Genomic DNA, 23,274 nt, shown 5'->3' with positions numbered 1-23,274 from the left:
CAAGGTGCCCGGAGAGGGCAGCAATCCGTTATGCCCGGTCACACCACCGTCAGCAGCACAGCGATGAACACGCTGGCGGCCGAGAAGGTCATGGCCCGTGACGACCAACTGTTGAACCAGCGCTGGAAGCTGGCGAGATCACGCGTGAGTTTGGTGTCCTGGCGGGTCCACGACTGCTGATCCAGGCGGAAGAACACGTAGACCTTCACCAGGGCGCCAACGATCTGGTTGTAATAAAGGATCGTGGGGTAGGCCGGACCGATGTGGTGCCCGGATGCAATGAGCAGGATGCTCAAGATCAGGCGGGTCAGACCGATCCACAGCAGATAGACCAGCAGGAAACCGATGCTGTACTTGAGGCTGGCGATGATCGCTACCGCCAGGCCCAGAAGGCACGTCCACATCGAGATGCGCTGGTCGAACAGCACCAGGCTGGTGAACCAGCCCAGACGTCGCGGCCCCAGGCGCAGAGCGCGCGAATTCTGACGAAGGTTGTTGCCGTACCAGCGGAACATCAGCTTGCGGCTGGCCTTGATGAAACTCTTTTCCGGCGGGTGCTCCACGGTGTTGATGGCGGCATCCGGCACGTAGAAGGTGTCGTAGCCGAGGCGCATCAGGCTGAACCAGCTGGATTTGTCGTCGCCGGTAAGGAAGCGGAAGCGGCCCAGGCGCCAGTGCTCCAGATGGTCGGATTCCACGTCGGCGATGAACTCCGGCTCGGTGACCACCTGCGCACGGAAGACCGACATCCGGCCGGTCATGGTCAACACGCGCTTGGACAGGGCCATCGAGCACATGTTGATGTGCCGCTGGGCGAAACGCAGCTTGTGCCACTCGCTCATGATGTAGCCGCCGCGCACTTCGCAGAACTCGTTGGTGGTCAGGCCACCGACGTTCGGGAACAGCTTGAACCAGGGCACGGTCTTGCGCACCACGCCGGGGGTCAGGACGGTATCGCCATCGATCACCGCCACCACCGCGTGTTCGTCCGGCAGGTGCCGGGAAATGGCGCGGAAGCCGTAGGCCAGTCCGTCGCGCTTGCCGGTGCCGGGAATCCGCACGAAGTCCAGCTTGACCCGCTCCGGCGGGTTCAGCTTGGCCCACAGGCTCTTGATCAGGAGTTCGTCGGACATCTCCACGATGGAGCAGACCACGGTGGTCGGGTAGCCGGAGTCGATGGCTTCCTGGATCACCGAGCCATAGACCTGGGCGGTGGTCAGGGCCTCGATGCGGAAGCTGGTGACCATCAGGAACACGTGCGACGGATCGGCGGCGCTGCCCAGCTTGCGTACCTGGCGGCGGTAGTAGGGGTACACCAGGTAGAGGAAGATCAGCCCGCGGATGTAGTGCATGGCGCCCATGGAATAGCGCCAGATGCCGACTGCGCCGATGATGAACAGGAAATGCTTCGAATCGGGATCGAAAACATCCCTGGGCAACGCCAAGGCGAGCAGCATCAATAAACTGACGTAAAGAAGCCAGCCGGTGGCCTCGGTAAGACCTTGCTTTAGCCTGTCCATATCTGCGTCCGTTGTTCTTTTCACGGGGGAGCACAGATATGGGCGGCGCTTTGTTGTTGTTTTGCGCTCGCCCTTCTGAGTCAGCCCGGTTGGGTTAAGGCAGGCTTGGGTTACCAGCAGATGCCTTCAGTCGCACCGCGGGTCGCGTGCGGCATGAAGCCGATCAGGTCGACGACCTGCTTGCCCTCGGGTACCTGCTGCGCCAGGGAGGCGAACTGCTCGTCGCCGTTACCCAGGACGATGACGTCGGCGTTCTTCACCACTTCGTCGAAGTCGGAATTCAGCAGCGAGGAAACGTGCGGAATCTTCGACTCGATGTAGTCCTTGTTGGCGCCATGGACGCGGGCGTATTCCACGTTGCGGTCGTAGATGCGCAGGTCGAAACCCTTGCCGATCAGCATTTCTGCCAGTTCCACCAGCGGGCTCTCGCGCAGGTCGTCGGTGCCGGCCTTGAAGCTCAGGCCGAGCAGAGCGACTTTGCGCTTGTCGTAGCTGGAGATGATGTCGAAGGCTTTCTGGACCTGGGCCGAGTTGCTGCGCATCAGCGAGCCGATCAGCGGCGCCTCCACGTCCAGCGAGCTGGCGCGGTAGGAGAGGGCGCGCACGTCTTTCGGCAGGCAGGAGCCGCCGAAGGCGAAGCCCGGACGCATGTAGTACTTGGACAGGTTCAGCTTGTTGTCCTGGCAGACCACGTCCATCACCTCACGGCCATCGACGCCCACCGCCTTGGCGATGTTGCCGATCTCGTTGGCGAAGGTGACCTTGGTGGCGTGCCAGACGTTGCAGGTGTACTTGATCATCTCGGCGACTTCGATGTCCTTGCGGATGATCGGCGCGTCGAGCTCCTGGTAGATTTCCTGCAGCATGTCGCCGGACGCATCGTCCAACTGACCGATGACGGTCATCGGCGGGAAGTTGTAGTCCTTGATCGCGGTGCTTTCGCGGAGGAATTCCGGGTTGACCGCTACGCCGAAGTCGACGCCGGCCTTCTTGCCGGAGCAGTCTTCGAGGATCGGGATGACGACGTTCTTGACGGTGCCCGGCAGCACGGTGCTGCGGACCACGACAGTGTGGCGCTGGCTCTTGTCACGCAGGGCCATGCCGATTTCGCGGCAGACCGACTCCATGTAGTTCAGCTCGAGGTCGCCGTTCTTCTTGCTGGGCGTACCGACGCAGAGCATGGACAGGTCGGTGTTGCGAATCGCGTCGGCGACATCGGTGGTGCCGCGCAGGTTGCCGGCCTTGATGCCTTTGCCGAGAAGCTCTTCGAGACCAGGCTCGACGATGGGGGATTTACCGTTGTTGATCAGGTCGATCTTGTGGGTGGAGATATCCACGCCGACAACTTCATGGCCGCGAGCCGACAGGCAACCGGCGCATACTGCACCGACGTAGCCCAAACCAAAGATGCTGATGCGCATCGCATTCACCTCATTCTTTTATCACGCCGTTACATATGGCGATTGTTTGAATCGCCGTCGTTTGGGCGCTCGGTTCAATATTCATTTGGCCGAACGCAGGCATAATAAGTCCAGAGCGCCGGGGAAATTGGCACTCAAACTGGGCATGTTTTAAAAACGTTGCCCTTATTTTTAAGAGGACGCTCCTTAAAGGGGCGTTCAGCCTTGCGAAGGCTCTATTTTGGGCTACTCTGTGGTTGTATCCCCCTTTTCCTTACAGCGTTTTTATTGCAGTTGGTTTAAAGGGCGCCTCGGGTACCGCCGATGGGCCTTATATAAACGACAGACTTCCCTCACTCGGTTGTAGGGAAATGTCGTCACGCGGTTATGATCATTTCCCTACCTCTAAGTTCCCACCATTCGTCCAGTTTGTGACACAGATTGAAATATGTTTGGAAACTTACGTAATTGCATATTGATGGCAATTCGAGGGAAAGCCTTTATATATAAGGGGTTTGGCGTTTTGCTTTCTCGCGATATCGAAGAAATATCAGTTGGCCATGAAAGAAAGGGCTGGACATTCCGAAATAATGGCATTTGGGCTATATGCCACTATTTGGTAATTATTGAGCCACTATTAATGTAGGATTTTTCCGACGCACGGAGCGGCGCCCTTGTCAGGAATAGGCGAGGAGGCGTTTGGGTGAGGTAAGAATGATCGGAAAATGCAGGGGGGAAGCGCGGTGGCATTGCACCACCGCAGGCTGAAAAAGCGGGCTCAGTCGTTCGGCGTGTCGCGCAGGAAAACCAGCTTGTCCGGTGCGGAATGTTCGGCTGAGTAGCGGTAGCCCTGGTAGTCGAAGCCCTTGAGGGCGTCCGGATCGCGCAGACGCTCCTTGATCACGAAGCGAGCCATCAGACCGCGCGCTTTCTTGGCGTAGAAGCTGATGATCTTGTACTGGCCGTTCTTCAGATCGCGAAATTCGGTGTCGATGATCCGAGCGTTCAGCGCCTTGCGTTTGACCGCACCGAAATACTCGTTGGAGGCCAGGTTCAGCAGGATGTCGTCGCCCTGTGCTGCGAGGGCCTCGTTCAGCCAGCCGCTGATGCGTTCGCCCCAAAAGGCGTAGAGGTCCTGGCCACGGCTGTTGGCCAGTTTGGTGCCCATTTCCAGTCGATAGGGCTGCATCAGGTCCAGCGGGCGCAGCACGCCATACAGGCCGGAAAGCATGCGCAGATGGTCCTGGGCGAAGTCGAAGTCGGCCTCGCGGAAATCCTCGGCGTTCAGTCCGGTATACACGTCGCCCTTGAAGGCGAGTAGCGCCTGCTTGGCGTTCTCCGGCGTGAAGTCGGGCGTCCAACTGCCGTAGCGGGCGGCGTTGAGCCCGGCGAGCTTGTCGGACAGGTGCATGAGTTCGCCGATCTCGGCCGGAGCCATCCGGCGCAACTGGACGATCAGCTCCTGGGCGTGGTCCAGGTGTTGGGGTTGGGTGAAGCGGGAAGTGACCGGCGGGGTCTCGTAATCGAGGGTCTTGGCCGGAGAAATCACCATCAGCATCTATGGTCTCCTGTCAGCGTGCGGCGATTCTAGGGCGCCAGCCGTCCAGGCTCCAGCTATCGAGGCAATCGATTTTTCCCTTTGGAGGTGACGAGTGATCGGATGAGTGCAGCCTTGCATCGAGATGCAGAGGCGAGGAAGCGGTTGACCCTGGGGCCGCCCCGGGGTTTTAGTCTGCTCAGGTCTGCACTTTTGAAGAAGGACGTAACATGAATTCCTGTGATCATTCGCGCTGGGAGCCCTCTCACGATTACCGGCCCCTGGAGCACGGTAGCGAGCGGCAGGCCTGGCGTGTCATGGCGTTGACCGGCATGACCATGCTGGTGGAAATCGCCGCCGGCCACTGGTTCAACTCCATGGCGCTGCTCGCCGACGGTTGGCACATGGCCTCGCACATGGTCGCCATCGGTCTCACCGCGCTCGCCTATCTGCTCGCCCGTCGCTACGCACGGGACCGCCGCTTCGCCTTCGGCACCTGGAAGATCGAGATTCTGGCCGGCTTCGCCAGTGCCTTACTGCTGGTGGTGGTCGCTGTGTTGATGCTGTTCGAATCGTTCTGGCGGTTGTGGGAGCCGGTGCGGATCAGTTTCGACCAGGCGCTGTGGGTGGCGTCCATCGGCCTGGTGGTGAACCTGTTGTCGGCCTGGTTGCTGCGTGACCAGCCGCATTCTCACAGCCACACTGGCGCCGATCACGATCACGATCACGATCACGATCACGATCACGGCCATGGGCATGCTCACGGCGGGCGCGATCTCAACCGGCATGCGGCCTTCCTCCATGTGCTGGCCGACGCGTTGACGTCGGTGGCCGCCATCCTCGCCCTGCTGGGTGGCAAGCTGTTCGGCTGGGATTGGCTGGACCCGGCCATGGGTGTGGTCGGTGCCGTGGTGATCGGCATCTGGGCCAAGGGGCTGCTGGTGGAGACCGGCAAGGTGCTGCTCGATCGCGAGATGGATCACCCGCTGGTGGATCGGGTTCGCATGGTTCTGGAAGAGGAACCGGACACCGAGATCGCCGACCTGCACCTGTGGCGTGTCGGGCGCGCGCAATATGCCTGCATCCTTTCCCTGGTGACCCACGACGACGTATCGGCGGATCGCTACAAATCGCGCCTGGCGGGCTTCAACGAGCTGGTGCATGTGACCGTGGAAGTCAATCGGTGCGGCATCGGCCATGGCACGGGCCAGGACGATCCGGTCTGTCGGGCGAAGGGATGAGAGGGTGGGAAACGGCAATAAAGCGCGGGGCCTAGCTTTATGACTGTAGCGGCGTGGGCGGGGGCCGCCAAGGGTTATTCGTCGAGCCGATAAAAAAACCGTAACGGACGTGAAAAAACAGTTTTTCTGTCATTCCTTTTGCGGTATTACCAGAACAAGACCGCCGAATCCTGCAGTCAGGTGGCGTCCCCCAGGCCCCGCACCTTGCCTGCAAAATCCCGAACACGTTCGGGAGGCCGGCGGCCCCCTGCGGCGGAGCGCCGACCCGGCATTCCGTCGCTTGGCCCCTCCAAGAAAGGTGACCGAGTATGGATGACCACGGACGTGCCCGCTCCACCCAGCCCACCCTGTATGTCCTCGACACCAATGTCCTGATCCACGATCCGAATGCCTTGCTGAATTTCCAGGAACACCACGTCGCGATTCCGATGACGGTGCTGGAAGAGCTGGACAAGTTGAAGACCGGCAAGCACACCGTCGCTGCCGAATGCCGTCAGGCGATCCGCCTGATCGATCAGGTGCTGGGCGAAGCCTCGCCGGAGGAAGTGGAGCAGGGCGTACCGATCCAGCGTGGCAAGAGCGGCCCTTGCGGCTGGCTGTCGATCCTCATGAGCAAGCGGGCCGAGACGGTACTGCCGGAGAACCACAACGATAACCGCATCATCAATCAGTTGGTGGAACTGAAGAGCCGCCGCACCGGCGTCCCCGTGGTGCTGGTGACCAAGGACATCAACATGCGCCTGAAGGCGCGCGCCTGCGGTATCGCCGCGGAGGACTACCATACCGACCAACTGATCGATGACGTCAACCTGCTGTCCCGCGGCTACCACAGCCTGGGCGGGACCTTCTGGGACCGCGTGAGCAAGGTGGAGACCCGCCAGGACCATGGGCGCACCTGGCACCGCGTGCAGCTCACCGACAACCTGCCGGCGGTGCACGTGAATGAGTTCATCGTCGACGAGCAGGGCTTCGTCGGCTGGATCAAGGGCATCAAGCAGGACGAACTGCTGATCCTCGACCTGCATCAAGAGCCGCTGCTGCATCAGGAGGCCTGGGGGCTGCGGCCGCGGGACATCTATCAGGCGCTGGCGCTGTACGCGCTGCTCGATCCGGACATCCATCTGGTCAACCTGTCCGGCGCCGCCGGCTCCGGCAAGACCATCCTGGCCCTGGCCGCGGCCATCGAGCAGACCATGGTCAGCAAGCGCTATCGGCGCATCATCGCCACCCGCAGCGTGCAGGGGCTGGACGAGGACATCGGCTTCCTGCCCGGTACCGAGGCCGAGAAGATGGAGCCCTGGCTGGGCGCCATCACCGATAACCTGGAAGCGTTGCACATGGACGACGAGAACACCCACGGCAGCGTCGACTACATCCTGCAAAAGGTGCCGTTGCAGTTCAAATCGCTGAACTACATCCGCGGGCGCAGCTTCCAGCAGAGCCTGATCCTGATCGACGAGTGCCAGAACCTCACGCCGCACCAGATGAAAACCATCATCACCCGTGCCGGCAGCGGTTCGAAGGTGGTTTGCCTGGGCAATCTGGCGCAGATCGACACGCCCTACCTGTCCGCCACCAGTTCGGGCCTGACCTATCTGACGGAGCGCTTCAAGGACTTCCCGCACGGGGTACACATCACCCTTCAAGGGGTACCTCGTTCGGTGCTGGCGGAGTACGCCGAGGCCCATATGTAACGGGCGGTGGCGGTCGTCGAAGGCGGCGGGCGTGCTGTGCCGTCCGCCCGCAGCCTGTGGCCTGTGAAGGGAGGGTCGTGTATACAATGCGCCATTCCCTTCACAGATCGACTCCCCAATGCTGACCCATCTCGATTCCCAAGGTCATGCCAACATGGTCGACGTCACCGACAAGGCGGTGACGTCCCGTGAGGCCGTGGCCGAAGCGCGGGTGCGCATGCGCCCGGAAACCCTGCGCCTGATCCAGGATGGCGGCCATCCCAAGGGCGACGTGTTCGCCGTGGCACGCATCGCCGGCATCCAGGCGGCGAAGAAGACCCATGAACTGATCCCGCTGTGCCATCCGCTCCTGCTCACCGGCGTGAAGGTCGAACTGGCCCCCGAGGGCAACGACACCGTACACATCGTTGCCCGTTGCAAGCTGGCCGGGCAGACCGGTGTGGAAATGGAAGCCCTGACCGCTGCCAGCGTCGCCGCGCTGACCCTCTACGACATGTGCAAGGCGGTGGATCGCGGCATGACCATCGAACAGGTGCGCCTGTTAGAGAAGCTCGGCGGCAAGAGCGGCCATTACCGGGCGGAGGACGACGCGCAATGATTCGTGTGCAGTACTTCGCCCGTTACCGCGAGACCCTGGGCCTCGATGACGAGGCGCTCGACATGGCCTCCGACTGGACCCGCATCGACGATCTGCGCCAGCACCTGCTGGGTCGCGGCGGCGCCTGGGAGGTGCTCGCCGAACGCAACCTGATGTGCGCCCGCAACCAGGAACTGTGCAGCCTCGACGAACCCCTGGAAGACGGCGACGAAGTGGCGTTCTTCCCCACGGTCACCGGAGGTTGAGCATGGCTATTCGGGTCCAGGCGGCGGCGTTCGACCCGGGGGGCGAACTCAATGCCTTGCACGCAGCCAATGTCGGCGTCGGTGCGGTGGTCGGCTTCGTCGGCTATGTGCGCGACTTCAACGATGGCCAGGAGGTCGGCGGCATGTTCCTCGAACACTATCCCGGCATGACCGAGAAGGCGCTGGAGAAGATCGCCCGCGAAGCGGAGCAACGCTGGCCGCTGCTCCGCCTCGAGATCCTGCACCGCATCGGTCGCCTGGAGCCGGGCGAGCCCATCGTCTTCGTCGGCACGGCCAGTGCTCATCGCCAGGCAGCCTTCGATGCCTGCAATTTCGTCATGGATTACCTGAAGACCCGCGCGCCGTTCTGGAAGAAGGAAGATACCCAGGAGGGTCCGCGCTGGGTCGAAGGCCGCGACAGCGACAAAGCCGCGGCCGACCGCTGGCGTAACGACTGATCCCTTCGGCGACTGCCGCCTCCGCTTGTTTTCTCTCCGGCTGCCGGGCCTTCGAGCCCGACGGCTGCGTTCGTCCGTTCACAGCGCTGGGCGTTGACCGATTGTACTTATAAGTCCATATTGGACGAAAAGTACAAGATGGTAGCTCGCCCATGGGCACCGAAACCTGTTCGCTTCGCTTATCGCCTCCGCCCGTTCTCGCCACGGCGTTCTGCTTCCGTTCCTGCCAACCCCAAAAACCGTCCGCCTCAGGTGGCACGCATTCGCATCCGGGAGTCGCACCATGAAGAAAATCGTCTTGTTGAGCAGCCTTGCCCTGGGCCTGCTGGCCTCCAGCCTGTTCGCCGCCGAAAAGCCCCTGCGCCTGGGCATCGAGGCGGCTTATCCACCGTTCGCCTACAAGACGCCCGAGGGGGCGATCGCCGGCTTCGACTACGACATCGGCAATGCCCTGTGCGAACAGATGCAGACCCGCTGCGAATGGGTCGAACAGGAGTTCGACGGGCTGATCCCCTCGCTGAAAGTACGCAAGGTGGATGCGATTCTCTCGTCCATGACCATTACCGACGAACGGCGCCGGTCGGTGGATTTCACCGGCAAGTACTACTACAGCCCCGCGCGTCTGGTGATGAAGGAAGGCACCACCGTGGACGCCGATTTCGCCGACCTGAAGGGCAAGCGCATCGCCGTCCAGCGCTCCACCACCACCGACCGTTTCGCCACCGAGGTGCTGCAGCCCAAAGGTGTCGAGGTGGTGCGTTACAGCACCCAGAACGAGATCTACCTGGACCTGCTCGCCGGCCGTCTGGACGGGGTACTGGCCGATGCCATTCCGCTGGATGAGGGTTTCCTCAAGACCGAGAGCGGCAAGGGCTTCGCCTTCGTCGGGCCGGACTTCAGCGATCCGCATTATTTCGGCGAAGGGGCCGGCATCGCCGTACGCAAGGGGGATGCGGAACTGCTGGACAAACTCAATGCAGCCATCGCGGCGATCCGCGCCAACGGCCGCTACCAGGCGATCCAGAGCAAGTACTTCAGCTTCGATATCTACGGCGAGTGAAGGCGGAGGGGGCAACCCCTCCGTCAGACATAGATCCGCTGGCCGCGATAGATACGCACCGAGCCGGAGGGCTTTCCGGCCAGGCTGGCGGGAGCCGGTACGTCGGCCAGTGGCTGGCCCTTCGGAGTGGATCGGGTGGGGATCAGGTCGCTGAACTCCGCCAGACGCTGGCCCAGGGTGCGGGTTTCCAGGTCGTTGGAGTTCAGGCAGGCCGCGAGCATCGCCGGGATGGCGTCCGGCTGGCTGAGGCGGATATCCACCGCCAACTCGTCGCGCAGGCGCCGACGCAGTGCCTGCATGCAATCCAGAACGGCTTTGTTCAGCTCCATGCATTTCCCCTTCAGTGAGAACGCTCCGGGGGACACTCTTCCTGAGTGACCCGGAGCCGCGGGCTGGTACAGACCCGACCCGTCGTCTTCCTGACCGGAGAATCGCCTTGATCCCCCCAATCAGTGCTCAGGCAAGCCTTGTGCCAGTTCACAGAACGAGGAACTGCGTGGCCTTCAGGCAGTCGATGGTTCATCGCCGCTCCCGTCCGGTGCGTCGTGCACCGGCATGGCGCCACGCTGAAGCGCCGGACAAGAACCGGTATACTCGCGGCTACCGAGTCTTCCCGCGCTCCTTGAAGGTTTATCCATGCGTAACGATGCCCACGACGAACTGGAACACGTGCCCAGCCTGAGGCCCGATATCCGCGATGATGACGATTTCGATCATGACGCGCCCGAGCCGCTGGAGCGCGGTTACGGTCGTGGAGCGGTACGTGCGGAGAGGCCGGCGAAAGCCTCGAAGGGAGCCAGCACCGGCCCGCTGTGGGCGCTGGTCGGCGCCCTGACCATCGCCTTGGGCGGTCTGGGATGGTGGAGCTTCCAGCAGATTTCGCTGATGGAGCAGCAACTGGTGGCGACCCAGGAGAGCTTCGCCCGCATCAGCGAGGAGGCCGCCGGGCGTATCCAGGACATCACCGGCAAGGTAGTGGCCACCGAGTCCAGCGTCACCACCGGCAGCGAAGCCCTGAAACTGCAGGTCAAGCAACTGGAAAACAAACTCGCCGAGCTGAGCCGCCAGCAGCAGGGCGTTGCCGGGCAGCAGGGCGAACAGGCCAAGCGCCTCGACCAACTGGCCGCCGATCTCAAGGCGCAGAAGAGCGACGCCGCCCAGGTCGACACCCGTCTGAAAGGCTTGGCCGGGGAACAGGAAAAGCTGCAGGCCGCACAGGCTGACCTGAAGGCCGCCCAGGGTGACGCCCAATCGGCCAAGCAGGAACTGGCTCGCCTGGATACTCGCCTCAAGGGGCTGGCGGCGGATCTCGAAACCCTGAAGAAACAGGGCAATCCCAACCAGGCCATCGGCCGCCTGGAGCAGGACCTGCTGGTCCTGCGCAGCGAAATGGAAACCCGCGCCGGCTCCGGCCAGGGCAACGCCGCCGAATTCGACGCCTTCCGCGCCCAGATGACCCGCAACATCACCAGCCTGCAAAGCCAACTGCAAAGCCTGCAACAGCAGATCAACGCACGTTGAGGTCAAGCGCCGTCCGGACCTACCCGGATGGCGCACAATCCCTGATCCGCTTTCGTAGGAGCCCACTCTGCTGGCGAAGCTCCCACAAGGCCCAATCGCGAGCAGAGTTCGCCCCTATGCAGAGCCGTAGCCCGGATAAGCGCCAGCGCAATCCGGGCTACGAACCAAAACTTACGCTGTATTAGGGACGAATTTATTCGCCCGCCGGGGGCCACGTTTCTGTGGGAGTGGGCAGGTCTTACAGCCGCGGATAGTCCAGGTAGCCCACCGGCCCCGAGCTATAGAAAGTCGCCGGGTCGGCTTCGTTGAGTGGGGCGTTCTGCTTGAATCGTTCCACCAGGTCCGGGTTGGCGATGTAGGGCACGCCGAAGGCCACCGCATCGGCTTTGCCGGCCGCCAGCCAGGCGTCGGCCTGTTCCTTGGTAAAACGCTCATTGGCGATGAACACGCCGCCGAAGGCTTCCTTCAGGCGCGGAGCGAGGCTGTCGTCGGCTTCCTTCTCGCGGGCGCAGATGAAGGCGATACCGCGCTTGCCCAGCTCGTGGGCGACGTAGGTGAAGGTCTCGGCCCGATTCGAATCGCCCATGTCATGCAAGTCGGCACGGGGCGCCAGGTGGACGCCGACACGACCGGCGCCCCAGACCTCGATGGCCGCATCGGTGACTTCCAGCAACAGGCGAGCGCGGTTCTCCAGCGATCCGCCGTAGCGGTCGGTGCGCGTATTGGTGCTGTCCTGCAGGAACTGGTCGAGCAGATAACCGTTGGCAGCATGGATTTCCACACCGTCGAAGCCGGCGGCCTTGGCGTTCTCGGCGCCGATGCGGTAAGCCTCGACGATATCGGCGATTTCCTCGGTTTCCAAGGCGCGCGGGGTGACGAAGTCACGCAGCGGCCGCAGCAGGCTGACATGGCCCTTGGCGGCAATGGCGCTGGGGGCGACCGGTAGCTCGCCGTTCAGGTAGCTGGGGTCGGAAATGCGCCCGACGTGCCAGAGTTGCAGCATGATCTTGCCGCCGTTGGCATGCACCGCCTTGGTGATGTTGCTCCAGCCGCGCACCTGGGCGTCGGACCAGATGCCAGGGGTGTCGGGGTAGCCGACGCCCATCGGCGACACCGACGTGGCCTCGCTGAGAATCAGGCCGGCGGAGGCGCGCTGGGCGTAGTACTCGGCCATCAGCGCGTTGGGCACGCGGCCTTCGTCCGCGCGGCAACGGGTCAGCGGGGCCATGACGATACGGTTGTTCAGTTCCAGGTCGCCGATCTTGATCGGGTCGAAGAGCGTGGTCATTGGAATATCTCCGTTAACGGTCGGTCGAGAGCCGGTTCGGGCTCGGTTTTTCGGGCAAAGCGAGGACGAGAAGCGAAGTCGGCATGGGCTTGCTCCTGTCGAAAAAGGAAGAACGGGAAAGCGCTACAACTCGTCGCCGATCTGGCGCAGGAACGCCTGGATGGTGTCCTCGTTGCGTTTGAAGAAATTCCACTGGCCGACCCGCTGGCTGGTCACCAGACCCGCCCGTTGCAAGGTCGCCAGATGTGCCGAGACGGTGGACTGGGACAGTCCGGTGCGCTGGTCGAACTTGCCGGCGCAGACGCCGATCTCGAACGGGTGTTCCTGCTCGACGAAGTATTTCTCCGGGTCCTTCAGCCAATGCAGCATGTCGCGGCGCACCGGGTGGGCGAGGGCCTTGATGATTTCATCGATGTCGATGGACATGACGTGGCGGTCCGTGAATCGCAATGGAGCGAACTGTATATCGGCCTATCGCGATATACCGATCAAAGAGAGCGATAGTCGTCATCGACGGTTTCGATAGGAGGAATGGGGTAAGCTCGCTCCATGAATTACCTGGCCCACCTTCACCTTGGCGGCGACGCTCCGGCCACGTTGCTCGGCAGTCTCTACGGCGACTTCGTCAAAGGTCCGCTGGACGGACGCTGGCCGGCGGACATCGAGGCGGGCATCCGCCTGCACCGGCGCATCGATGCCTTCACCGATGCGCATCCGCTGATCGAGCGGGCCAAGGCGCGCTTTCCACAGGAGCGGCGGCGCCTGGCCGGAATTCTGCTCGACGTGTTCTTCGATCATTGCCTGGCGCGCGATTGGAACCAGTTCTCCGATGAGCCGCTGGACCGTTTCACCGCGCGTGTCTACCGGCTGCTCGCCGGCGAGGCGCGCCTGCCGGAGCGCCTGGCGCTGATCGCGCCGCGCATGGCCGCCCAGGACTGGCTGGGCAGCTATCGCGAATTCGCCGTGCTGGAGCAGGTCATCGCCGGCATGGGGCGGCGTCTGTCGCGGCCACAACTGCTGGCGGGTGGGATGGCCATGCTGGAGCGGCTGTACGAGCCGCTGAGCGAGGACTTCCAGCGCTTCTATCCGGAGCTGCAGCGCTTCGTCGATGCGCAAGGGCAGGCGTTGCGCTGAGCGGTGTCCCGGATTGGCTCAGGCCAATCCGGGCTATGGGAAGGCGCATCAGGCGACGTCGCGCAGCCTGTCTTCCGGGATGCCGAACAAGGCGTCATGCACCGCCTGCTGGGCGCGCTGGGCGAGGGCGCCGCGCTCCAGGCCGTGACTTTCGATGGGCGCCAGCAGGTGGATATCCACCTCGATGAGATCGGCCTTCAGCAGGCGTAGCAGGTGGGACGGCAGGTCATCGTCGCCAATGAACGGAGCGACTTCGGTATCCCGTCCGGCTCCGTGCCGATAACCGATTGCCACCGGCTGCAGCGCTACGCCGGCCTCGATGGCGCTGGCCAGCAGGCGGCCATGGAAGGTACGCACGCGGCTGCCATCGGTGGTGGTGCCTTCCGGGAAGATCGCCAAATGCCGCTTCTGGTGCAGGTGGCGGGCGAGCTGGCGGTTGACCAGGTTACTGTCGCCCGAGCCGCGGCGGATGAACAGGGTGCCGGCCTTGTGCGCCAGCCAGCCGGCCAGCGGCCAGGCGCGGACTTCGGCTTTCGAGAGGAACGACAACGGCGCCAGGGCGCCGAGCAGCGGGATATCGGTCCAGGACACGTGATTGCCTACCCAGAGCATCGGCCGGTCCGGCAGTTGGCCGTGCACGCTCACGCGAAACGGCAGGGCGGCGGCGAGGCGGGCGAGGAACCAGCGGGTCAGGCGCTGGCGTAGCGGCATCAGGTCGTGGCGGCGCAGGCGTTCGAGCAGGCTCACCCAGCCCGCCAGGACCAGGCCGAGGCCGATCACGGCGAGCAGGCGGGCGATGCGGAGGTAGAGGCGGAGTCGCTTCATCGGGGCTCCCGGCGCGGGTCAGACCGCGGCCTTGAAGTGACGGGCGTAGCGCGGGCACAGCTCGTCGCGCTTGAGCAGGATGAACACGTCGGCGACCTGGAAGTCCGGGTCCCAGCAGGGTTCGCCGCACACCTTCGCACCCAGGCGCATGTAGGCCTTGAGCAGCGGCGGCATCTCGGCGATGACGTTGCCCGGCAGCTCCAGCGGCGGCAGCGGGTTCTTCGGCTCGGCGCGCAGGTGTTCGGTGCACAGGTAGCGTTCGCGCAGGCGCTGCATGATCGCCTGGGCCTGGATACCGCCGTCCTGCATGGGGATGCTGGCGCAGCCCATCAGATAGCGGTAGCCGCCTTCGTTGAGCACTTCCGCGAGTTCGCCCCAGAGCACGGCGATGGTGGCGCCGTTGCGGTAGGCCGGGTCGACGCAGGTGCGGCCGATTTCCAGCACCGGCCCTTGCAGCTGCAACAGGCCATGCAGGTTGAATTCCTCTTCGCTGTAGAAGCGGCCCAGGCCGGCTGCGGCGCGATGGTCGAGCAGGCGGGTGGTGGCGACCAGGCGCCCGTTGTTCAGGTCGCGTACGCCGATGTGGGCGCAGTGTTCGTCGAAATCGTCGAGGTCCAGACCCTGCTCGGCGCCCTTGAGCTTGGCGTCGAATTCCGCGCTGAACACTTGGTAGCGCAGGGCCTGGGCTTCTCGCAGTGCGGCGGTGCCGAGCAGGCGTTCGGCTTGCAGGCGGCGTTCCGGGGTGGGCTGGCGGGTGAGGGCGATCTGGGTCATATGAGCCTCCGTGAGCCGGCCTTTCTGGTGGTTGCAGCCGGTCGACTTTGTTGTGCAAGCTCAGGCTAGGCAGACCCGGTGTCACCTCCGTGACGGTTCGGTGATGCTTATGTGACGACCTTTTCAGGAGACCGCCATGCCCTGGCAATCCGTGCTCGGCCCCGCCGAACGCCTACCCGCGATGACCGCCCTGGACGACTGGTTCGCCGCCTTGCTGGAGCGCATCGGCAACGTCGGGCCGCTGGAGATGGCGCTGCTGGGCGGTCGTCTGGCGGCCACGCCGGGTCTGGCCTTTCTCGCCGGCTACCAGGGTGCGTTGCGCGCGCTCTGGCCTTCGGCCCCGGCGAGCCTGGGGGCGCTCTGCGTCACCGAGCAGCGCAGCACCCGGCCGGCGGACCTTGCGACTCGCCTGGAGGACCTGAAACTGACGGGGCGCAAGGACTTCGTCACCGCCGCCGAGGCGGCCGACTGGCTGCTGGTCGCGGCGCGGGAAGAGGCGCCCGGGGAGCCGCCGCGACTGGCGCTGTGCGTGCTCTACAGCGGGGCGCCGGGCGTACGCATCGAGCCCTTGCCGGCACTGCCGCTGATGCCGGACATCGGCCATGCCCGCCTGCATCTCGACAACGTCCTCTGCGAGCGGCTGGCGGGCGACGGCTGGGACGCCTACGTCAAGCCGTTCCGTACGCTGGAAGATACCCACGTGCTGGCCGCGTTCTGTGCCTGGCTGTACGGGGTAGGTTTGGAGAGCGCCTGGCCGCGCGACCTGCTGCTGCGCCTCGGCGCCCTGCTTGCCGGTTGTGCCGAGGTGGCCCGGCAGAGCGCCGGGGCGCCGACCAGCCATGTCCTGCTGGCCGGCCTGTTCGCCCAATTCGAATCGCTCAGGCCGGTGCTCGATGCGGCCTTTGCCAGCGGGGCGCAGAGTTGGGCAGCGCTCTGGACACGGGATCGCGACCTGCTGTCGATTGCCAGCGGCCCCCGTGCCCGGCGGTTGGAGAAGGCCCTGGCAAGCCTGGGCATGGCATGACCGATCGGTCATTGAAATGTTGTGGCGGTCACGAAAGCTGCCTGATGCTCCTCGCATATACCTCTAAAGACATATCTCGTTGATCCAGGTCAGTGAGGGTCTGGCGCGGAGCGCATATACCTAGCGTCGCTCTTTTCTGAGAGGTTTCCATGCGACGCGAACCCATCATGCTGTTCGATAACGGCAGCCATCAATGCCTGATGTTCGATGACCTGGTCAGTGGCGACGGCGTGCAGTCCAACCAGTTCCTGATCATCGACCATGACGAGTACCTGCTGCTCGATCCGGGCGGCGATCTCACCTACACACCCCTGTCGCTGGAGCTGTCCAAGCACATCCCGGTGCAGGACCTGACCTACATCTTCGCCTCGCACCAGGACCCGGACATCATCGCCTCTCTGGACAAGTGGCTGCTGCATACGCGCGCCCGGGTGATCTGTTCCAAGCTGTGGGCGCGCTTCCTGCCGCACCTGACCGCCAACTACCTGGCCATCAGCCATGGCATCTCCACCTACGACCGGATCATCGCCCTGCCGGACCGTGGGCAGAAGTTCTCCCTGGGCAAGTGCCAGTTGAAGGCGATACCGGCGCACTTCCTCCATTCGGTGGGCAACTTCCAGCTCTACGATCCGGTGAGCAAGATTCTCTTTTCCGGCGACATGGGCGCTTCCATGGTGGATGACGCCGACCCGGTACGCGATTTCGCCAGCCATGTGCCGAGCATGGAAGGCTTCCACCGTCGCTACATGGCCAGCAACAAGGTCGCCCGGCTGTGGGCGCAGATGGTGCGCGGCATGGATGTGGAGATGATCGTGCCGCAGCACGGCCGGCCCTTCGTCGGCAAGGAAATGATCAGCGCCTTCCTGTACTGGATCGAAGGTCTGGAGTGTGGCATCGACCTGATGAGTTCCGACGATTACCGGGCGCCCTGAAAAACGGGCGTCGCTTTCGCGTTTCCGTCATGAGGGCATGCTAGGGTCTCGCCTCCGACAGGAGTCCTTCGATGCCCCGACCGTTCTCTCTTCTCCTTGGTATTGCCGGTTGCTTCGTCATTGGTGCCGCGCAGGCTTTCGCCGAAGCCTGGCCCGATGACGACTGGCCCCGCGGCGCCACGCCGACGGGCGAGGCCCTTGCCGCCTTCGAGTCCTATGCCTTCCCCGAGCGTGACGAGGTGTCTCGCCTGGGTGTGCGCAGCGATGCGGTGGTGGTGATCCGCGACGGTGAGCTGATCTACGAGCGCTATGCCGGCGAGACCCGTGCCGACACGCCGCACCTGACCTGGTCGGTGAGCAAGAGCCTGCTCGCCAGCGTCCTCGGCGTGGCCTACGGCGAGGGACGTTTCCGCCTCGACGACCCGGCGGCCCGCTACTATCCGGCGTTCAGCGCTCACCCGCAGGTCAGCCTGCGGCACCTGCTCAACTGGTCCTCCGGGCTGGCCTGGCAGGAAGACTACGAGTACGCGCCGGTGAAATCGTCGGTGGTGGCGATGCTCTACACCCAAGGGCGCACGGACATGGCCGCGTTCACCGCCGCCCATGCCCAGGAAGTGCCGCCGGGCCAGCATTTCCGCTACTCCAGCGGCGACAGCAACGTCCTGGCCGCCGCTCTGAAAGGCGTGGTCGGCGCCGCAGCCTACCCGGACTACCCCTGGACCGCGCTGTTCGAGCCACTGGGCATCCGTTCCGCCGTATGGGAGACCGATGCCGCCGGCACCTTCGTCGGTTCGTCCTACACCTACCTTACGGCGCGTGATCTGGCGCGGGTCGGCCTGCTCATGCAGCGCGACGGACGCTGGCACGACCGGCAACTGTTGCCGCGCGACTGGGTTGCCTTCAACCGCACCCCCGCGCCGAGCTACCGACCGCTGGAGGATGAAGCGGTGCCCGGCGGCCACTGGTGGCTCAACGCGCGGCGGGACGGTGCCGGGAAACCCTGGCCGAACGCGCCGGAAGACACCTTCGCCGCCCTCGGCCACTGGGGCCAGGCGCTGTACGTGCTGCCCGCCGCACGACTGGTGATCGTGCGCTACGCCGACGACCGCGACGCCAGCTACCGCCATGACGAATTCCTCAAGCGGGCCGTCGCCGCCTTCGCCAGGGAGACCGGGCAATGATCCGTCGCCATCCGTTCCTCAGCCTGCTGGTTCTGCTGGTAGCGGTGCTCAGCCTGCTCGGCTGGCAGAACCGCACCCACCTAGCGGCCTTCCCGGACATCATCGGTGCCTACACGGCGAAGGAATATTGTTCCTGTCGCTACGTCAGCGGGAACTCGGCGGACTATTGCCGGGCCTATACCCAACAGTACGTGCCGATCAGCGCGTTTCACGACGACCAGGCCGGCAAGCGGGTGACCGCTCGTGGCCTCGGCCGTACGCATACCGCCGCCTGGCTCGGCCCGCGTCAGGGTTGCCGCCTGCTGCCGGAGGCGGACGATTTGCCCGAATCCTGACGGGCGCGGCGTCTTCGCAGGCGGCGCCGTGTTGCCCGCCTCGCGGAGTAGTCATGCGCGCATTGGTTTTTCTCCTGGCATTCCTGCCGGCTTCCTGGGTGCTGGCCGACTGGCAACTGGACCCCAAGCTGTCGCGGATCAGCTTCGTCTCGGTCAAGCGCGGCGATATGGCTGATGTGCAGCGCTTCACCGAACTCTCCGGGACGGTCGACGGCCAGGGGTTGGCGCGTGTCGTCATTCCCTTCAGCGGTCTCGACACCGGACTCGCCCTGCGCGACGAACGCACTCGCGAGGCGCTGTTCGAAACCGAGCGCTTTCCCCAGGCGGAGGTGTCCAGCCAGGTCGATCTGGCGGTCTGGGAGCAACTGGCCGTGGGCGCGTCGCAGATCGAGAACCTCGAGTTCCAGCTCGACCTGCACGGCCAGCAGCGGCGCCTGAAGGCCGAGGTGCTGGTCAGTCGCCTGGGCGAGGAGCGCCTCCAGGTGACCCTGCTCGAACCCCTGGTGATCAAGGCCGACGATTTCGCCCTGATCGATGGGTTGGAAAAGCTCAAGGCCATCGCCAGCGTGCCGTCGATCACGCCGGAGGTGCCGGTCTTCGCGGTGCTGAACTTCCAGCGGCAGCCCTGAACCGCTATGGTGCGCAGATTCCTTTCCACAGGGAGCGTTCATGCGAAAGCTGTTAGCTCTTGCGCTGGCTGCCTCGGTCAGCGCAACCGCCCATGCCAGCTGGTATCTGGATAACGAATCGTCGCGGCTGTCGTTCATCTCCACCAAGGCCGTGAATTTCTCCGAGGTGCACCGGTTTCTCACGCTGCACGGCAAGGTTGATGACCAGGGCCGTGCGCGTTTGCGCGTCGAGCTGGAGTCGGTGAGCACCGGCATTCCGTTGCGCGATGAGCGGATGCGCAGCCTGCTGTTCGATACCCGGCGCTTCGCCGAGGCGGAGGTGGAGGCCCAGCTCGCCTTGGGGCCGATCACCGACCTGGCGCCCGGCGCGCAACTGGAGCTGCGCCTGCCGCTGACCCTGCGTCTGCACGGGAAGGAAAAACGCCTGGACGCGGAGCTGTTGGCGACCCGCCTGGACGACCGCCGCTTCCAGGTCGTGACCCTGGCGCCACTGGTGCTGCATGCCGACGATTTCGGTCTGGCGCCGGGCGTCGAGGCATTGCGCGAGGCGGCCGCGCTTCCCGCCATCAGCCTGTCCGTGCCGGTGGGCGCGGTGCTGATCTTCACCGCCCGCTGACATGCGTCGAGGCGCGATCTTTCCCTGGCGGGGCGGCAATCGTTTCGAATTGCTGGTGGACGGGCCCGTGTTCTTCCCGCGCATGCTGGAGGCCATCGAGGCTGCCGAGCGCCAGGTCGAGCTGGAGCTGTACCTGGTCGAGGCGGGGGCCTGTCTCGACGCCTTGCTGGACGTGCTCTGCCGGGTTGGCCGGCGTGGCGTGCAGGTGCGCTGCCTGTTCGACGATTTCGGCAGCCTCGCCTTCACCCCGGCGGAGCGCCAGCGCCTGCTGGACGTCGGGGTGCAACTGCGCTTCTACAACCCGCTGCGCTGGCGGCGAGGCTTGCGCAACCTGTTCCGCGACCATCGCAAGCTGCTGGTGGTGGACGGCACCCGTGCTTTCATCGGCGGCACCGGCGTGACCGACGACTTCTGGACGCCGGGCGCGGAGCAAAGCACCTGGCACGAGGTGATGGTGGAAATCGCCGGCCCGCTGGTGGCCGACTGGCAGCAACTGTTCGAGCGCCAGTGGCTGGCCTGCCTGGCGCGTCTGGCGTGGAAACCGCAGTACCCGCTGGGTTTGCCGCGCTTGCCGCCGTATCCGCCGGCGGGTGTGGGACTGGGCCGGGTGGCCTATGCCGATGCCCGCCAGCACCGCGACATCCTGCAATCGCTGATCCGTTCCCTGCGCGGCAGCAAAGAGCGTATCTGGCTGGCCACGCCCTATTTCCTGCCGACCTGGAAGGTCCGTCGCGCCCTGCGCAAGGCCGCGTCGCAGGGCATCGACGTGCGTCTGCTGCTCACCGGCCAGCACACCGACCATCCGCCGATACGCTACGCCGGCCAGCGCTATTACCCACGGCTGCTCAAGGCCGGGGTGCGGATCTTCGAGTACCAGCCGCGCTTCATGCACCAGAAGATCGTGCTGGTGGACGACTGGGTCAGCATCGGCTCGTGCAACTTCGATCACTGGAACCTGCGCTTCAACCTCGAGGCCAACCTGGAGGCCATGGACCCGAACCTGACCCAGACGGTGGTGGCGAGCTTCATCGAGGATTTCGGCCAGAGCCGCGAAGTCAGCCTGGAGCTGTGGCGGGCGCGGCCGTGGTGGCGGCGTCTGCAACAGCGCCTGTGGGGCTGGCTGGACCGGCTGGTGGTAAACCTGCTCGACCGCCGCGGCTGACCCACACTTTTGTCGGGTGCCGTGGTGGGTGGCGATGGATATGCTCGGCGCATAACCCGAAGAGCTTGTTCAAAGTCTGCTGCGCGTCGGCCCTGCTGCGTTGAAAACAGGCTCGGACTGCTCATTTACAGTTCGTAAACTCCGCGTCCTCGCCTGTTTTCGCCTTGCATGGCTCTAGCTCGCGAGACTTTGAACACGCTCTTGAGAGGGAAGCGCGCATGCGCAGTCGCCTGCTGTTCGTCCTGCCGTTGCTGGTTGTCCTGGCTGGTTGTTCGACCCCCGGTGCCTTTTTCGGCGAAACCGACGGGCCGGCCTTCCAGGCCCACACGCCGAGCGACGGGCAGCATGCACTGGTCTACTTGTATCGGCCGCGCAGCGACTGGGCTGACCAGGAGCTGGAAGCCCCCGGGCTGTTCATCAACAACAACCTGATCGGCAGCCTGCCGAGCAATGGTTACCTGGTGCTGGAGTTCGAGGCCGCCGGCTATCAGCTGGAAATGCGCCGTCCCTTGTTCGGCAGCTTCTGGACCCTGTTTGCCGACGGCCCGCTGGATTTCACCCGTATCGCCAGTTTCAGCCTGGAGACCGAGGCGGGCAGCGCCTATTACCTGCGCTACGACGAACTCAACCCACCCCCGGCCAACGGCAAGCCGAACCAGGGCGATGGCCCGCTGCAACTGGTATCGGAAAGCCTCGCGCTGAGCGAACTCGCCGCGACCCGACAGGTGCAACCTTTCGAGCAGATCGCCGCCAACGGCGACAAGAAACCGCGACCGCAGCGTGGCTTCTGGCGCAGCGTGGGGCGGGCGTTGGACAAGATCGGTATCTGAGGGCTACGGGCGGAGAAGTGTGGGAACGAATTCATTCGCGAACCCGGATACACCGCTGCTTCGCCATTCGCGGATGAATCTGCCCACACAACAGCGGCCGCTTCTGTAGGGGCGAATTCATTCGTCCAACCCAACCCTCGCCGGGCGAATGAATTCGCCCCTACAACCGATTCGTAGCCCATGCTCCACCCGTCGCGGCCAATCGGCCATCCGCCGTTGTAGTACTACGCTATTACCCGCTGCCCGGGGCGGCGCGCGATGATCCGTGCGTTCCCCATCCATCAAGGAGACAGATCATGGCTGCGAAGAAGATTCTGATGCTGGTCGGCGACTACGCCGAAGACTACGAGACCATGGTGCCGTTCCAGGCACTGCAGATGGTGGGGCATACTGTGCATGTCGTGTGTCCGGACAAAAAGGCCGGGCAGAGCGTACGCACGGCGGTGCATGACTTCGAAGGCGACCAGACCTACAGCGAGAAGCCGGGACACAACTTCGCCCTGAACGCAGACTTCGCCGGTGTGCACGCCGAGGATTACGATGCGTTGCTGATCCCGGGGGGACGGGCGCCGGAATACCTGCGGCTGAACGCCACGGTGATCGAGCTGGTGAAGGCGTTCGATGCGGCGAAGAAACCCATCGCGGCGGTCTGCCACGGCGCCCAACTGCTCGCCGCCGCCGGTGTGCTCAAGGGCCGTGCCTGCAGCGCCTACCCGGCCTGTGCCCCGGAGGTGCGGCTGGCTGGTGGCGACTACGTGGATATTCCGGTGGACCAGGCCCACGTCGAGGGTAATCTGGTCACCGCGCCGGCCTGGCCGGCGCATCCGGCGTGGTTGGCGAAGTTCCTCGAACTGCTCGGCACCCGCATCGACCTGTAGTCGTCGCGGCACCCGGCGCGACCGATACGCGCCGGGCAGCCGGTTTCGGAGATCGAAATGTGTGAACTCTATGTAAAGGCCGACCCGATTCTCTACGAGTCCCGCTCGCGCTCGCTGCGCATCCGTGGGGTGGTCACCACCCTGCGCCTGGAGAATCAGTTCTGGGACATCCTGCGGGAAATCGCCGAAGTGGACGGCATGACCACCAACCAGTTGATCACCAAGCTGTACGACGAGGTGATGGACTACCGTGGCGAAGTGGTCAATTTCGCATCCTTCCTGCGGGTGAGCTGCACCCGCTATCTCGCCCAGCGACGCGCCAGCGTGCATGAGCTACCGAAACCACGGGCGTTGGCGTAGCGGTCGGTTCGTGCGGCGGCGAGGCTCTGTCG

At 64.2% G+C, this 23,274-nt stretch carries 26 protein-coding genes; 18 read left to right on the top strand and 8 right to left on the bottom strand.

The window, feature by feature from the left end:
* Nucleotides 1-38: 38 nt before the first annotated feature.
* The 3 genes from alg8 to yaaA form a co-directional block, all read right to left on the bottom strand.
* A complete protein-coding gene (gene alg8 / locus PIN01S_RS13915; protein WP_084336277.1) occupies nucleotides 39-1,520 on the bottom strand; it encodes a mannuronan synthase in 1,482 nt (493 codons plus the stop codon).
* A gap of 110 nt (nucleotides 1,521-1,630) precedes the next feature.
* Nucleotides 1,631-2,941 carry a GDP-mannose 6-dehydrogenase gene (gene algD / locus PIN01S_RS13910; RefSeq protein ID WP_084336276.1) on the bottom strand — a complete coding sequence of 437 codons (1,311 nt, stop codon included), beginning with the start codon at nucleotides 2,939-2,941 and terminating at the stop codon, nucleotides 1,631-1,633.
* A 757-nt stretch (nucleotides 2,942-3,698) separates the two neighbouring features.
* On the bottom strand, nucleotides 3,699-4,478 hold the full coding sequence (yaaA, locus tag PIN01S_RS13905; protein WP_084336275.1) for a peroxide stress protein YaaA: 780 nt from the start codon (nucleotides 4,476-4,478) through the stop codon (nucleotides 3,699-3,701).
* Nucleotides 4,479-4,687: 209 nt separating this feature from the next.
* Here yaaA and dmeF point away from each other — a divergent pair, with 209 nt between their 5' ends.
* The 6 genes from dmeF to PIN01S_RS13875 all read left to right on the top strand — a co-directional run bounded on the left by dmeF (nucleotide 4,688) and on the right by PIN01S_RS13875 (nucleotide 9,753).
* On the top strand, nucleotides 4,688-5,698 hold the full coding sequence (dmeF, locus tag PIN01S_RS13900; RefSeq protein WP_084336274.1) for a CDF family Co(II)/Ni(II) efflux transporter DmeF: 1,011 nt from the start codon (nucleotides 4,688-4,690) through the stop codon (nucleotides 5,696-5,698).
* 308 nt (nucleotides 5,699-6,006) lie between these two features.
* Nucleotides 6,007-7,392 (top strand): PhoH family protein, encoded by a 1,386-nt coding sequence (locus tag PIN01S_RS13895; protein WP_084336273.1) that lies wholly within the window; start codon nucleotides 6,007-6,009, stop codon nucleotides 7,390-7,392.
* Between the two features lie 118 nt (nucleotides 7,393-7,510).
* Complete coding sequence (gene moaC, locus PIN01S_RS13890) at nucleotides 7,511-7,990, top strand: cyclic pyranopterin monophosphate synthase MoaC (RefSeq protein ID WP_084336272.1); 480 nt, start codon at nucleotides 7,511-7,513, stop codon at nucleotides 7,988-7,990.
* Nucleotides 7,987-8,235, top strand: coding sequence for a molybdopterin converting factor subunit 1 (moaD, locus tag PIN01S_RS13885; RefSeq protein WP_084336271.1), 249 nt, complete (start codon nucleotides 7,987-7,989; stop codon nucleotides 8,233-8,235). Before moaC ends, moaD begins: the two co-directional genes overlap by 4 nt.
* A gap of 2 nt (nucleotides 8,236-8,237) precedes the next feature.
* Nucleotides 8,238-8,693, top strand: coding sequence for a molybdopterin synthase catalytic subunit MoaE (moaE, locus tag PIN01S_RS13880; RefSeq protein WP_084336270.1), 456 nt, complete (start codon nucleotides 8,238-8,240; stop codon nucleotides 8,691-8,693).
* Nucleotides 8,694-8,976: 283 nt separating this feature from the next.
* Nucleotides 8,977-9,753, top strand: coding sequence for an ABC transporter substrate-binding protein (locus PIN01S_RS13875; RefSeq protein WP_084336269.1), 777 nt, complete (start codon nucleotides 8,977-8,979; stop codon nucleotides 9,751-9,753).
* Nucleotides 9,754-9,776: 23 nt separating this feature from the next.
* Here the strand turns inward: PIN01S_RS13875 and PIN01S_RS13870 are convergent, their stop codons facing one another.
* Nucleotides 9,777-10,082 (bottom strand): hypothetical protein, encoded by a 306-nt coding sequence (locus PIN01S_RS13870; protein WP_084336268.1) that lies wholly within the window; start codon nucleotides 10,080-10,082, stop codon nucleotides 9,777-9,779.
* A gap of 307 nt (nucleotides 10,083-10,389) precedes the next feature.
* Here PIN01S_RS13870 and PIN01S_RS13865 point away from each other — a divergent pair, with 307 nt between their 5' ends.
* The gene (locus PIN01S_RS13865; RefSeq protein ID WP_084336267.1) at nucleotides 10,390-11,274 is read left to right on the top strand and encodes an ATPase; all 885 of its coding nucleotides are present in this window, start codon (nucleotides 10,390-10,392) and stop codon (nucleotides 11,272-11,274) included.
* Between the two features lie 238 nt (nucleotides 11,275-11,512).
* Here the strand turns inward: PIN01S_RS13865 and PIN01S_RS13860 are convergent, their stop codons facing one another.
* Together PIN01S_RS13860 and PIN01S_RS13855 are read right to left on the bottom strand one after the other, a co-directional pair.
* Nucleotides 11,513-12,562 (bottom strand): alkene reductase, encoded by a 1,050-nt coding sequence (locus tag PIN01S_RS13860; RefSeq protein WP_084336266.1) that lies wholly within the window; start codon nucleotides 12,560-12,562, stop codon nucleotides 11,513-11,515.
* Between the two features lie 123 nt (nucleotides 12,563-12,685).
* On the bottom strand, nucleotides 12,686-12,988 hold the full coding sequence (locus PIN01S_RS13855) for an ArsR/SmtB family transcription factor (RefSeq protein WP_084336265.1): 303 nt from the start codon (nucleotides 12,986-12,988) through the stop codon (nucleotides 12,686-12,688).
* A gap of 123 nt (nucleotides 12,989-13,111) precedes the next feature.
* Between PIN01S_RS13855 and PIN01S_RS13850 the strand changes: the two genes are divergently transcribed.
* Nucleotides 13,112-13,696, top strand: coding sequence for an acyl carrier protein phosphodiesterase (locus PIN01S_RS13850; protein WP_084336264.1), 585 nt, complete (start codon nucleotides 13,112-13,114; stop codon nucleotides 13,694-13,696).
* 48 nt (nucleotides 13,697-13,744) lie between these two features.
* Here PIN01S_RS13850 and PIN01S_RS13845 read toward each other — a convergent pair whose 3' ends face one another.
* Both PIN01S_RS13845 and olsB read right to left on the bottom strand, forming a co-directional pair.
* Nucleotides 13,745-14,521: a lysophospholipid acyltransferase family protein gene (locus PIN01S_RS13845; RefSeq protein WP_084336263.1), complete on the bottom strand. Its 777-nt coding sequence runs from the start codon at nucleotides 14,519-14,521 to the stop codon at nucleotides 13,745-13,747.
* 18 nt (nucleotides 14,522-14,539) lie between these two features.
* A complete protein-coding gene (gene olsB / locus PIN01S_RS13840) occupies nucleotides 14,540-15,295 on the bottom strand; it encodes an L-ornithine N(alpha)-acyltransferase (RefSeq protein WP_084336262.1) in 756 nt (251 codons plus the stop codon).
* A gap of 136 nt (nucleotides 15,296-15,431) precedes the next feature.
* Between olsB and PIN01S_RS13835 the strand changes: the two genes are divergently transcribed.
* The 10 genes from PIN01S_RS13835 to PIN01S_RS13790 all read left to right on the top strand — a co-directional run bounded on the left by PIN01S_RS13835 (nucleotide 15,432) and on the right by PIN01S_RS13790 (nucleotide 23,242).
* Nucleotides 15,432-16,319: an acyl-CoA dehydrogenase middle domain-containing protein gene (locus PIN01S_RS13835; RefSeq protein WP_084336261.1), complete on the top strand. Its 888-nt coding sequence runs from the start codon at nucleotides 15,432-15,434 to the stop codon at nucleotides 16,317-16,319.
* Between the two features lie 149 nt (nucleotides 16,320-16,468).
* Nucleotides 16,469-17,251, top strand: coding sequence for an oxygen-binding di-iron domain-containing protein (locus PIN01S_RS13830; protein WP_084336260.1), 783 nt, complete (start codon nucleotides 16,469-16,471; stop codon nucleotides 17,249-17,251).
* A gap of 71 nt (nucleotides 17,252-17,322) precedes the next feature.
* Nucleotides 17,323-18,432, top strand: coding sequence for a serine hydrolase domain-containing protein (locus PIN01S_RS13825; RefSeq protein WP_084336259.1), 1,110 nt, complete (start codon nucleotides 17,323-17,325; stop codon nucleotides 18,430-18,432).
* Nucleotides 18,429-18,767, top strand: coding sequence for an amidase (locus PIN01S_RS13820; RefSeq protein WP_084336258.1), 339 nt, complete (start codon nucleotides 18,429-18,431; stop codon nucleotides 18,765-18,767). The genes PIN01S_RS13825 and PIN01S_RS13820 overlap by 4 nt, the downstream gene beginning before the upstream one ends.
* A 53-nt stretch (nucleotides 18,768-18,820) precedes the next feature.
* A complete protein-coding gene (locus PIN01S_RS13815; protein WP_084336257.1) occupies nucleotides 18,821-19,396 on the top strand; it encodes a YceI family protein in 576 nt (191 codons plus the stop codon).
* Nucleotides 19,397-19,436: 40 nt separating this feature from the next.
* Nucleotides 19,437-20,012: a YceI family protein gene (locus tag PIN01S_RS13810; protein ID WP_084336256.1), complete on the top strand. Its 576-nt coding sequence runs from the start codon at nucleotides 19,437-19,439 to the stop codon at nucleotides 20,010-20,012.
* Nucleotide 20,013: 1 nt separating this feature from the next.
* Nucleotides 20,014-21,174 (top strand): phospholipase D-like domain-containing protein, encoded by a 1,161-nt coding sequence (locus tag PIN01S_RS13805; RefSeq protein ID WP_084336255.1) that lies wholly within the window; start codon nucleotides 20,014-20,016, stop codon nucleotides 21,172-21,174.
* Between the two features lie 218 nt (nucleotides 21,175-21,392).
* Nucleotides 21,393-22,004 (top strand): DUF2846 domain-containing protein, encoded by a 612-nt coding sequence (locus PIN01S_RS13800; protein ID WP_084336254.1) that lies wholly within the window; start codon nucleotides 21,393-21,395, stop codon nucleotides 22,002-22,004.
* 293 nt (nucleotides 22,005-22,297) lie between these two features.
* Nucleotides 22,298-22,882 carry a DJ-1/PfpI family protein gene (locus tag PIN01S_RS13795; RefSeq protein ID WP_170837202.1) on the top strand — a complete coding sequence of 195 codons (585 nt, stop codon included), beginning with the start codon at nucleotides 22,298-22,300 and terminating at the stop codon, nucleotides 22,880-22,882.
* Nucleotides 22,883-22,939: 57 nt separating this feature from the next.
* Nucleotides 22,940-23,242, top strand: a complete 303-nt coding sequence (locus tag PIN01S_RS13790; RefSeq protein WP_084336252.1) for a ribbon-helix-helix domain-containing protein — start codon at nucleotides 22,940-22,942, stop codon at nucleotides 23,240-23,242.
* The last annotated feature ends 32 nt before the right edge of the window (nucleotides 23,243-23,274 follow it).

Origin of the sequence: Pseudomonas indica NBRC 103045 (genome assembly GCF_002091635.1) — a bacterium.
GTDB lineage: Bacteria > Pseudomonadota > Gammaproteobacteria > Pseudomonadales > Pseudomonadaceae > Pseudomonas_M > Pseudomonas_M indica.
The sequence above is the reverse complement of the archived record's forward strand: the minus strand, read 5'-3'. Positions and strand labels throughout refer to the sequence as shown.

Excerpts from the sequence above, each read along its gene's own strand:
- PIN01S_RS13815 (WP_084336257.1), top strand. The coding sequence starts at position 18,821 with ATGCGCGCATTGGTTTTTCTCCTGGCATTCCTGCCGGCTTCCTGGGTG.
- algD (WP_084336276.1), bottom strand. The coding sequence starts at position 2,941 with ATGCGCATCAGCATCTTTGGTTTGGGCTACGTCGGTGCAGTATGCGCC.
- PIN01S_RS13895 (WP_084336273.1), top strand. The coding sequence starts at position 6,007 with ATGGATGACCACGGACGTGCCCGCTCCACCCAGCCCACCCTGTATGTC.
- PIN01S_RS13860 (WP_084336266.1), bottom strand. The coding sequence starts at position 12,562 with ATGACCACGCTCTTCGACCCGATCAAGATCGGCGACCTGGAACTGAAC.
- PIN01S_RS13855 (WP_084336265.1), bottom strand. The coding sequence starts at position 12,988 with ATGTCCATCGACATCGATGAAATCATCAAGGCCCTCGCCCACCCGGTG.
- PIN01S_RS13875 (WP_084336269.1), top strand. The coding sequence starts at position 8,977 with ATGAAGAAAATCGTCTTGTTGAGCAGCCTTGCCCTGGGCCTGCTGGCC.
- dmeF (WP_084336274.1), top strand. The coding sequence starts at position 4,688 with ATGAATTCCTGTGATCATTCGCGCTGGGAGCCCTCTCACGATTACCGG.
- PIN01S_RS13870 (WP_084336268.1), bottom strand. The coding sequence starts at position 10,082 with ATGGAGCTGAACAAAGCCGTTCTGGATTGCATGCAGGCACTGCGTCGG.
- PIN01S_RS13865 (WP_084336267.1), top strand. The coding sequence starts at position 10,390 with ATGCGTAACGATGCCCACGACGAACTGGAACACGTGCCCAGCCTGAGG.
- yaaA (WP_084336275.1), bottom strand. The coding sequence starts at position 4,478 with ATGCTGATGGTGATTTCTCCGGCCAAGACCCTCGATTACGAGACCCCG.
- olsB (WP_084336262.1), bottom strand. The coding sequence starts at position 15,295 with ATGACCCAGATCGCCCTCACCCGCCAGCCCACCCCGGAACGCCGCCTG.
- moaE (WP_084336270.1), top strand. The coding sequence starts at position 8,238 with ATGGCTATTCGGGTCCAGGCGGCGGCGTTCGACCCGGGGGGCGAACTC.
- PIN01S_RS13805 (WP_084336255.1), top strand. The coding sequence starts at position 20,014 with ATGCGTCGAGGCGCGATCTTTCCCTGGCGGGGCGGCAATCGTTTCGAA.
- PIN01S_RS13790 (WP_084336252.1), top strand. The coding sequence starts at position 22,940 with ATGTGTGAACTCTATGTAAAGGCCGACCCGATTCTCTACGAGTCCCGC.
- PIN01S_RS13800 (WP_084336254.1), top strand. The coding sequence starts at position 21,393 with ATGCGCAGTCGCCTGCTGTTCGTCCTGCCGTTGCTGGTTGTCCTGGCT.
- alg8 (WP_084336277.1), bottom strand. The coding sequence starts at position 1,520 with ATGGACAGGCTAAAGCAAGGTCTTACCGAGGCCACCGGCTGGCTTCTT.
- PIN01S_RS13850 (WP_084336264.1), top strand. The coding sequence starts at position 13,112 with ATGAATTACCTGGCCCACCTTCACCTTGGCGGCGACGCTCCGGCCACG.
- PIN01S_RS13845 (WP_084336263.1), bottom strand. The coding sequence starts at position 14,521 with ATGAAGCGACTCCGCCTCTACCTCCGCATCGCCCGCCTGCTCGCCGTG.
- PIN01S_RS13835 (WP_084336261.1), top strand. The coding sequence starts at position 15,432 with ATGCCCTGGCAATCCGTGCTCGGCCCCGCCGAACGCCTACCCGCGATG.
- moaD (WP_084336271.1), top strand. The coding sequence starts at position 7,987 with ATGATTCGTGTGCAGTACTTCGCCCGTTACCGCGAGACCCTGGGCCTC.
- PIN01S_RS13810 (WP_084336256.1), top strand. The coding sequence starts at position 19,437 with ATGCGAAAGCTGTTAGCTCTTGCGCTGGCTGCCTCGGTCAGCGCAACC.
- PIN01S_RS13830 (WP_084336260.1), top strand. The coding sequence starts at position 16,469 with ATGCGACGCGAACCCATCATGCTGTTCGATAACGGCAGCCATCAATGC.
- PIN01S_RS13825 (WP_084336259.1), top strand. The coding sequence starts at position 17,323 with ATGCCCCGACCGTTCTCTCTTCTCCTTGGTATTGCCGGTTGCTTCGTC.
- moaC (WP_084336272.1), top strand. The coding sequence starts at position 7,511 with ATGCTGACCCATCTCGATTCCCAAGGTCATGCCAACATGGTCGACGTC.
- PIN01S_RS13820 (WP_084336258.1), top strand. The coding sequence starts at position 18,429 with ATGATCCGTCGCCATCCGTTCCTCAGCCTGCTGGTTCTGCTGGTAGCG.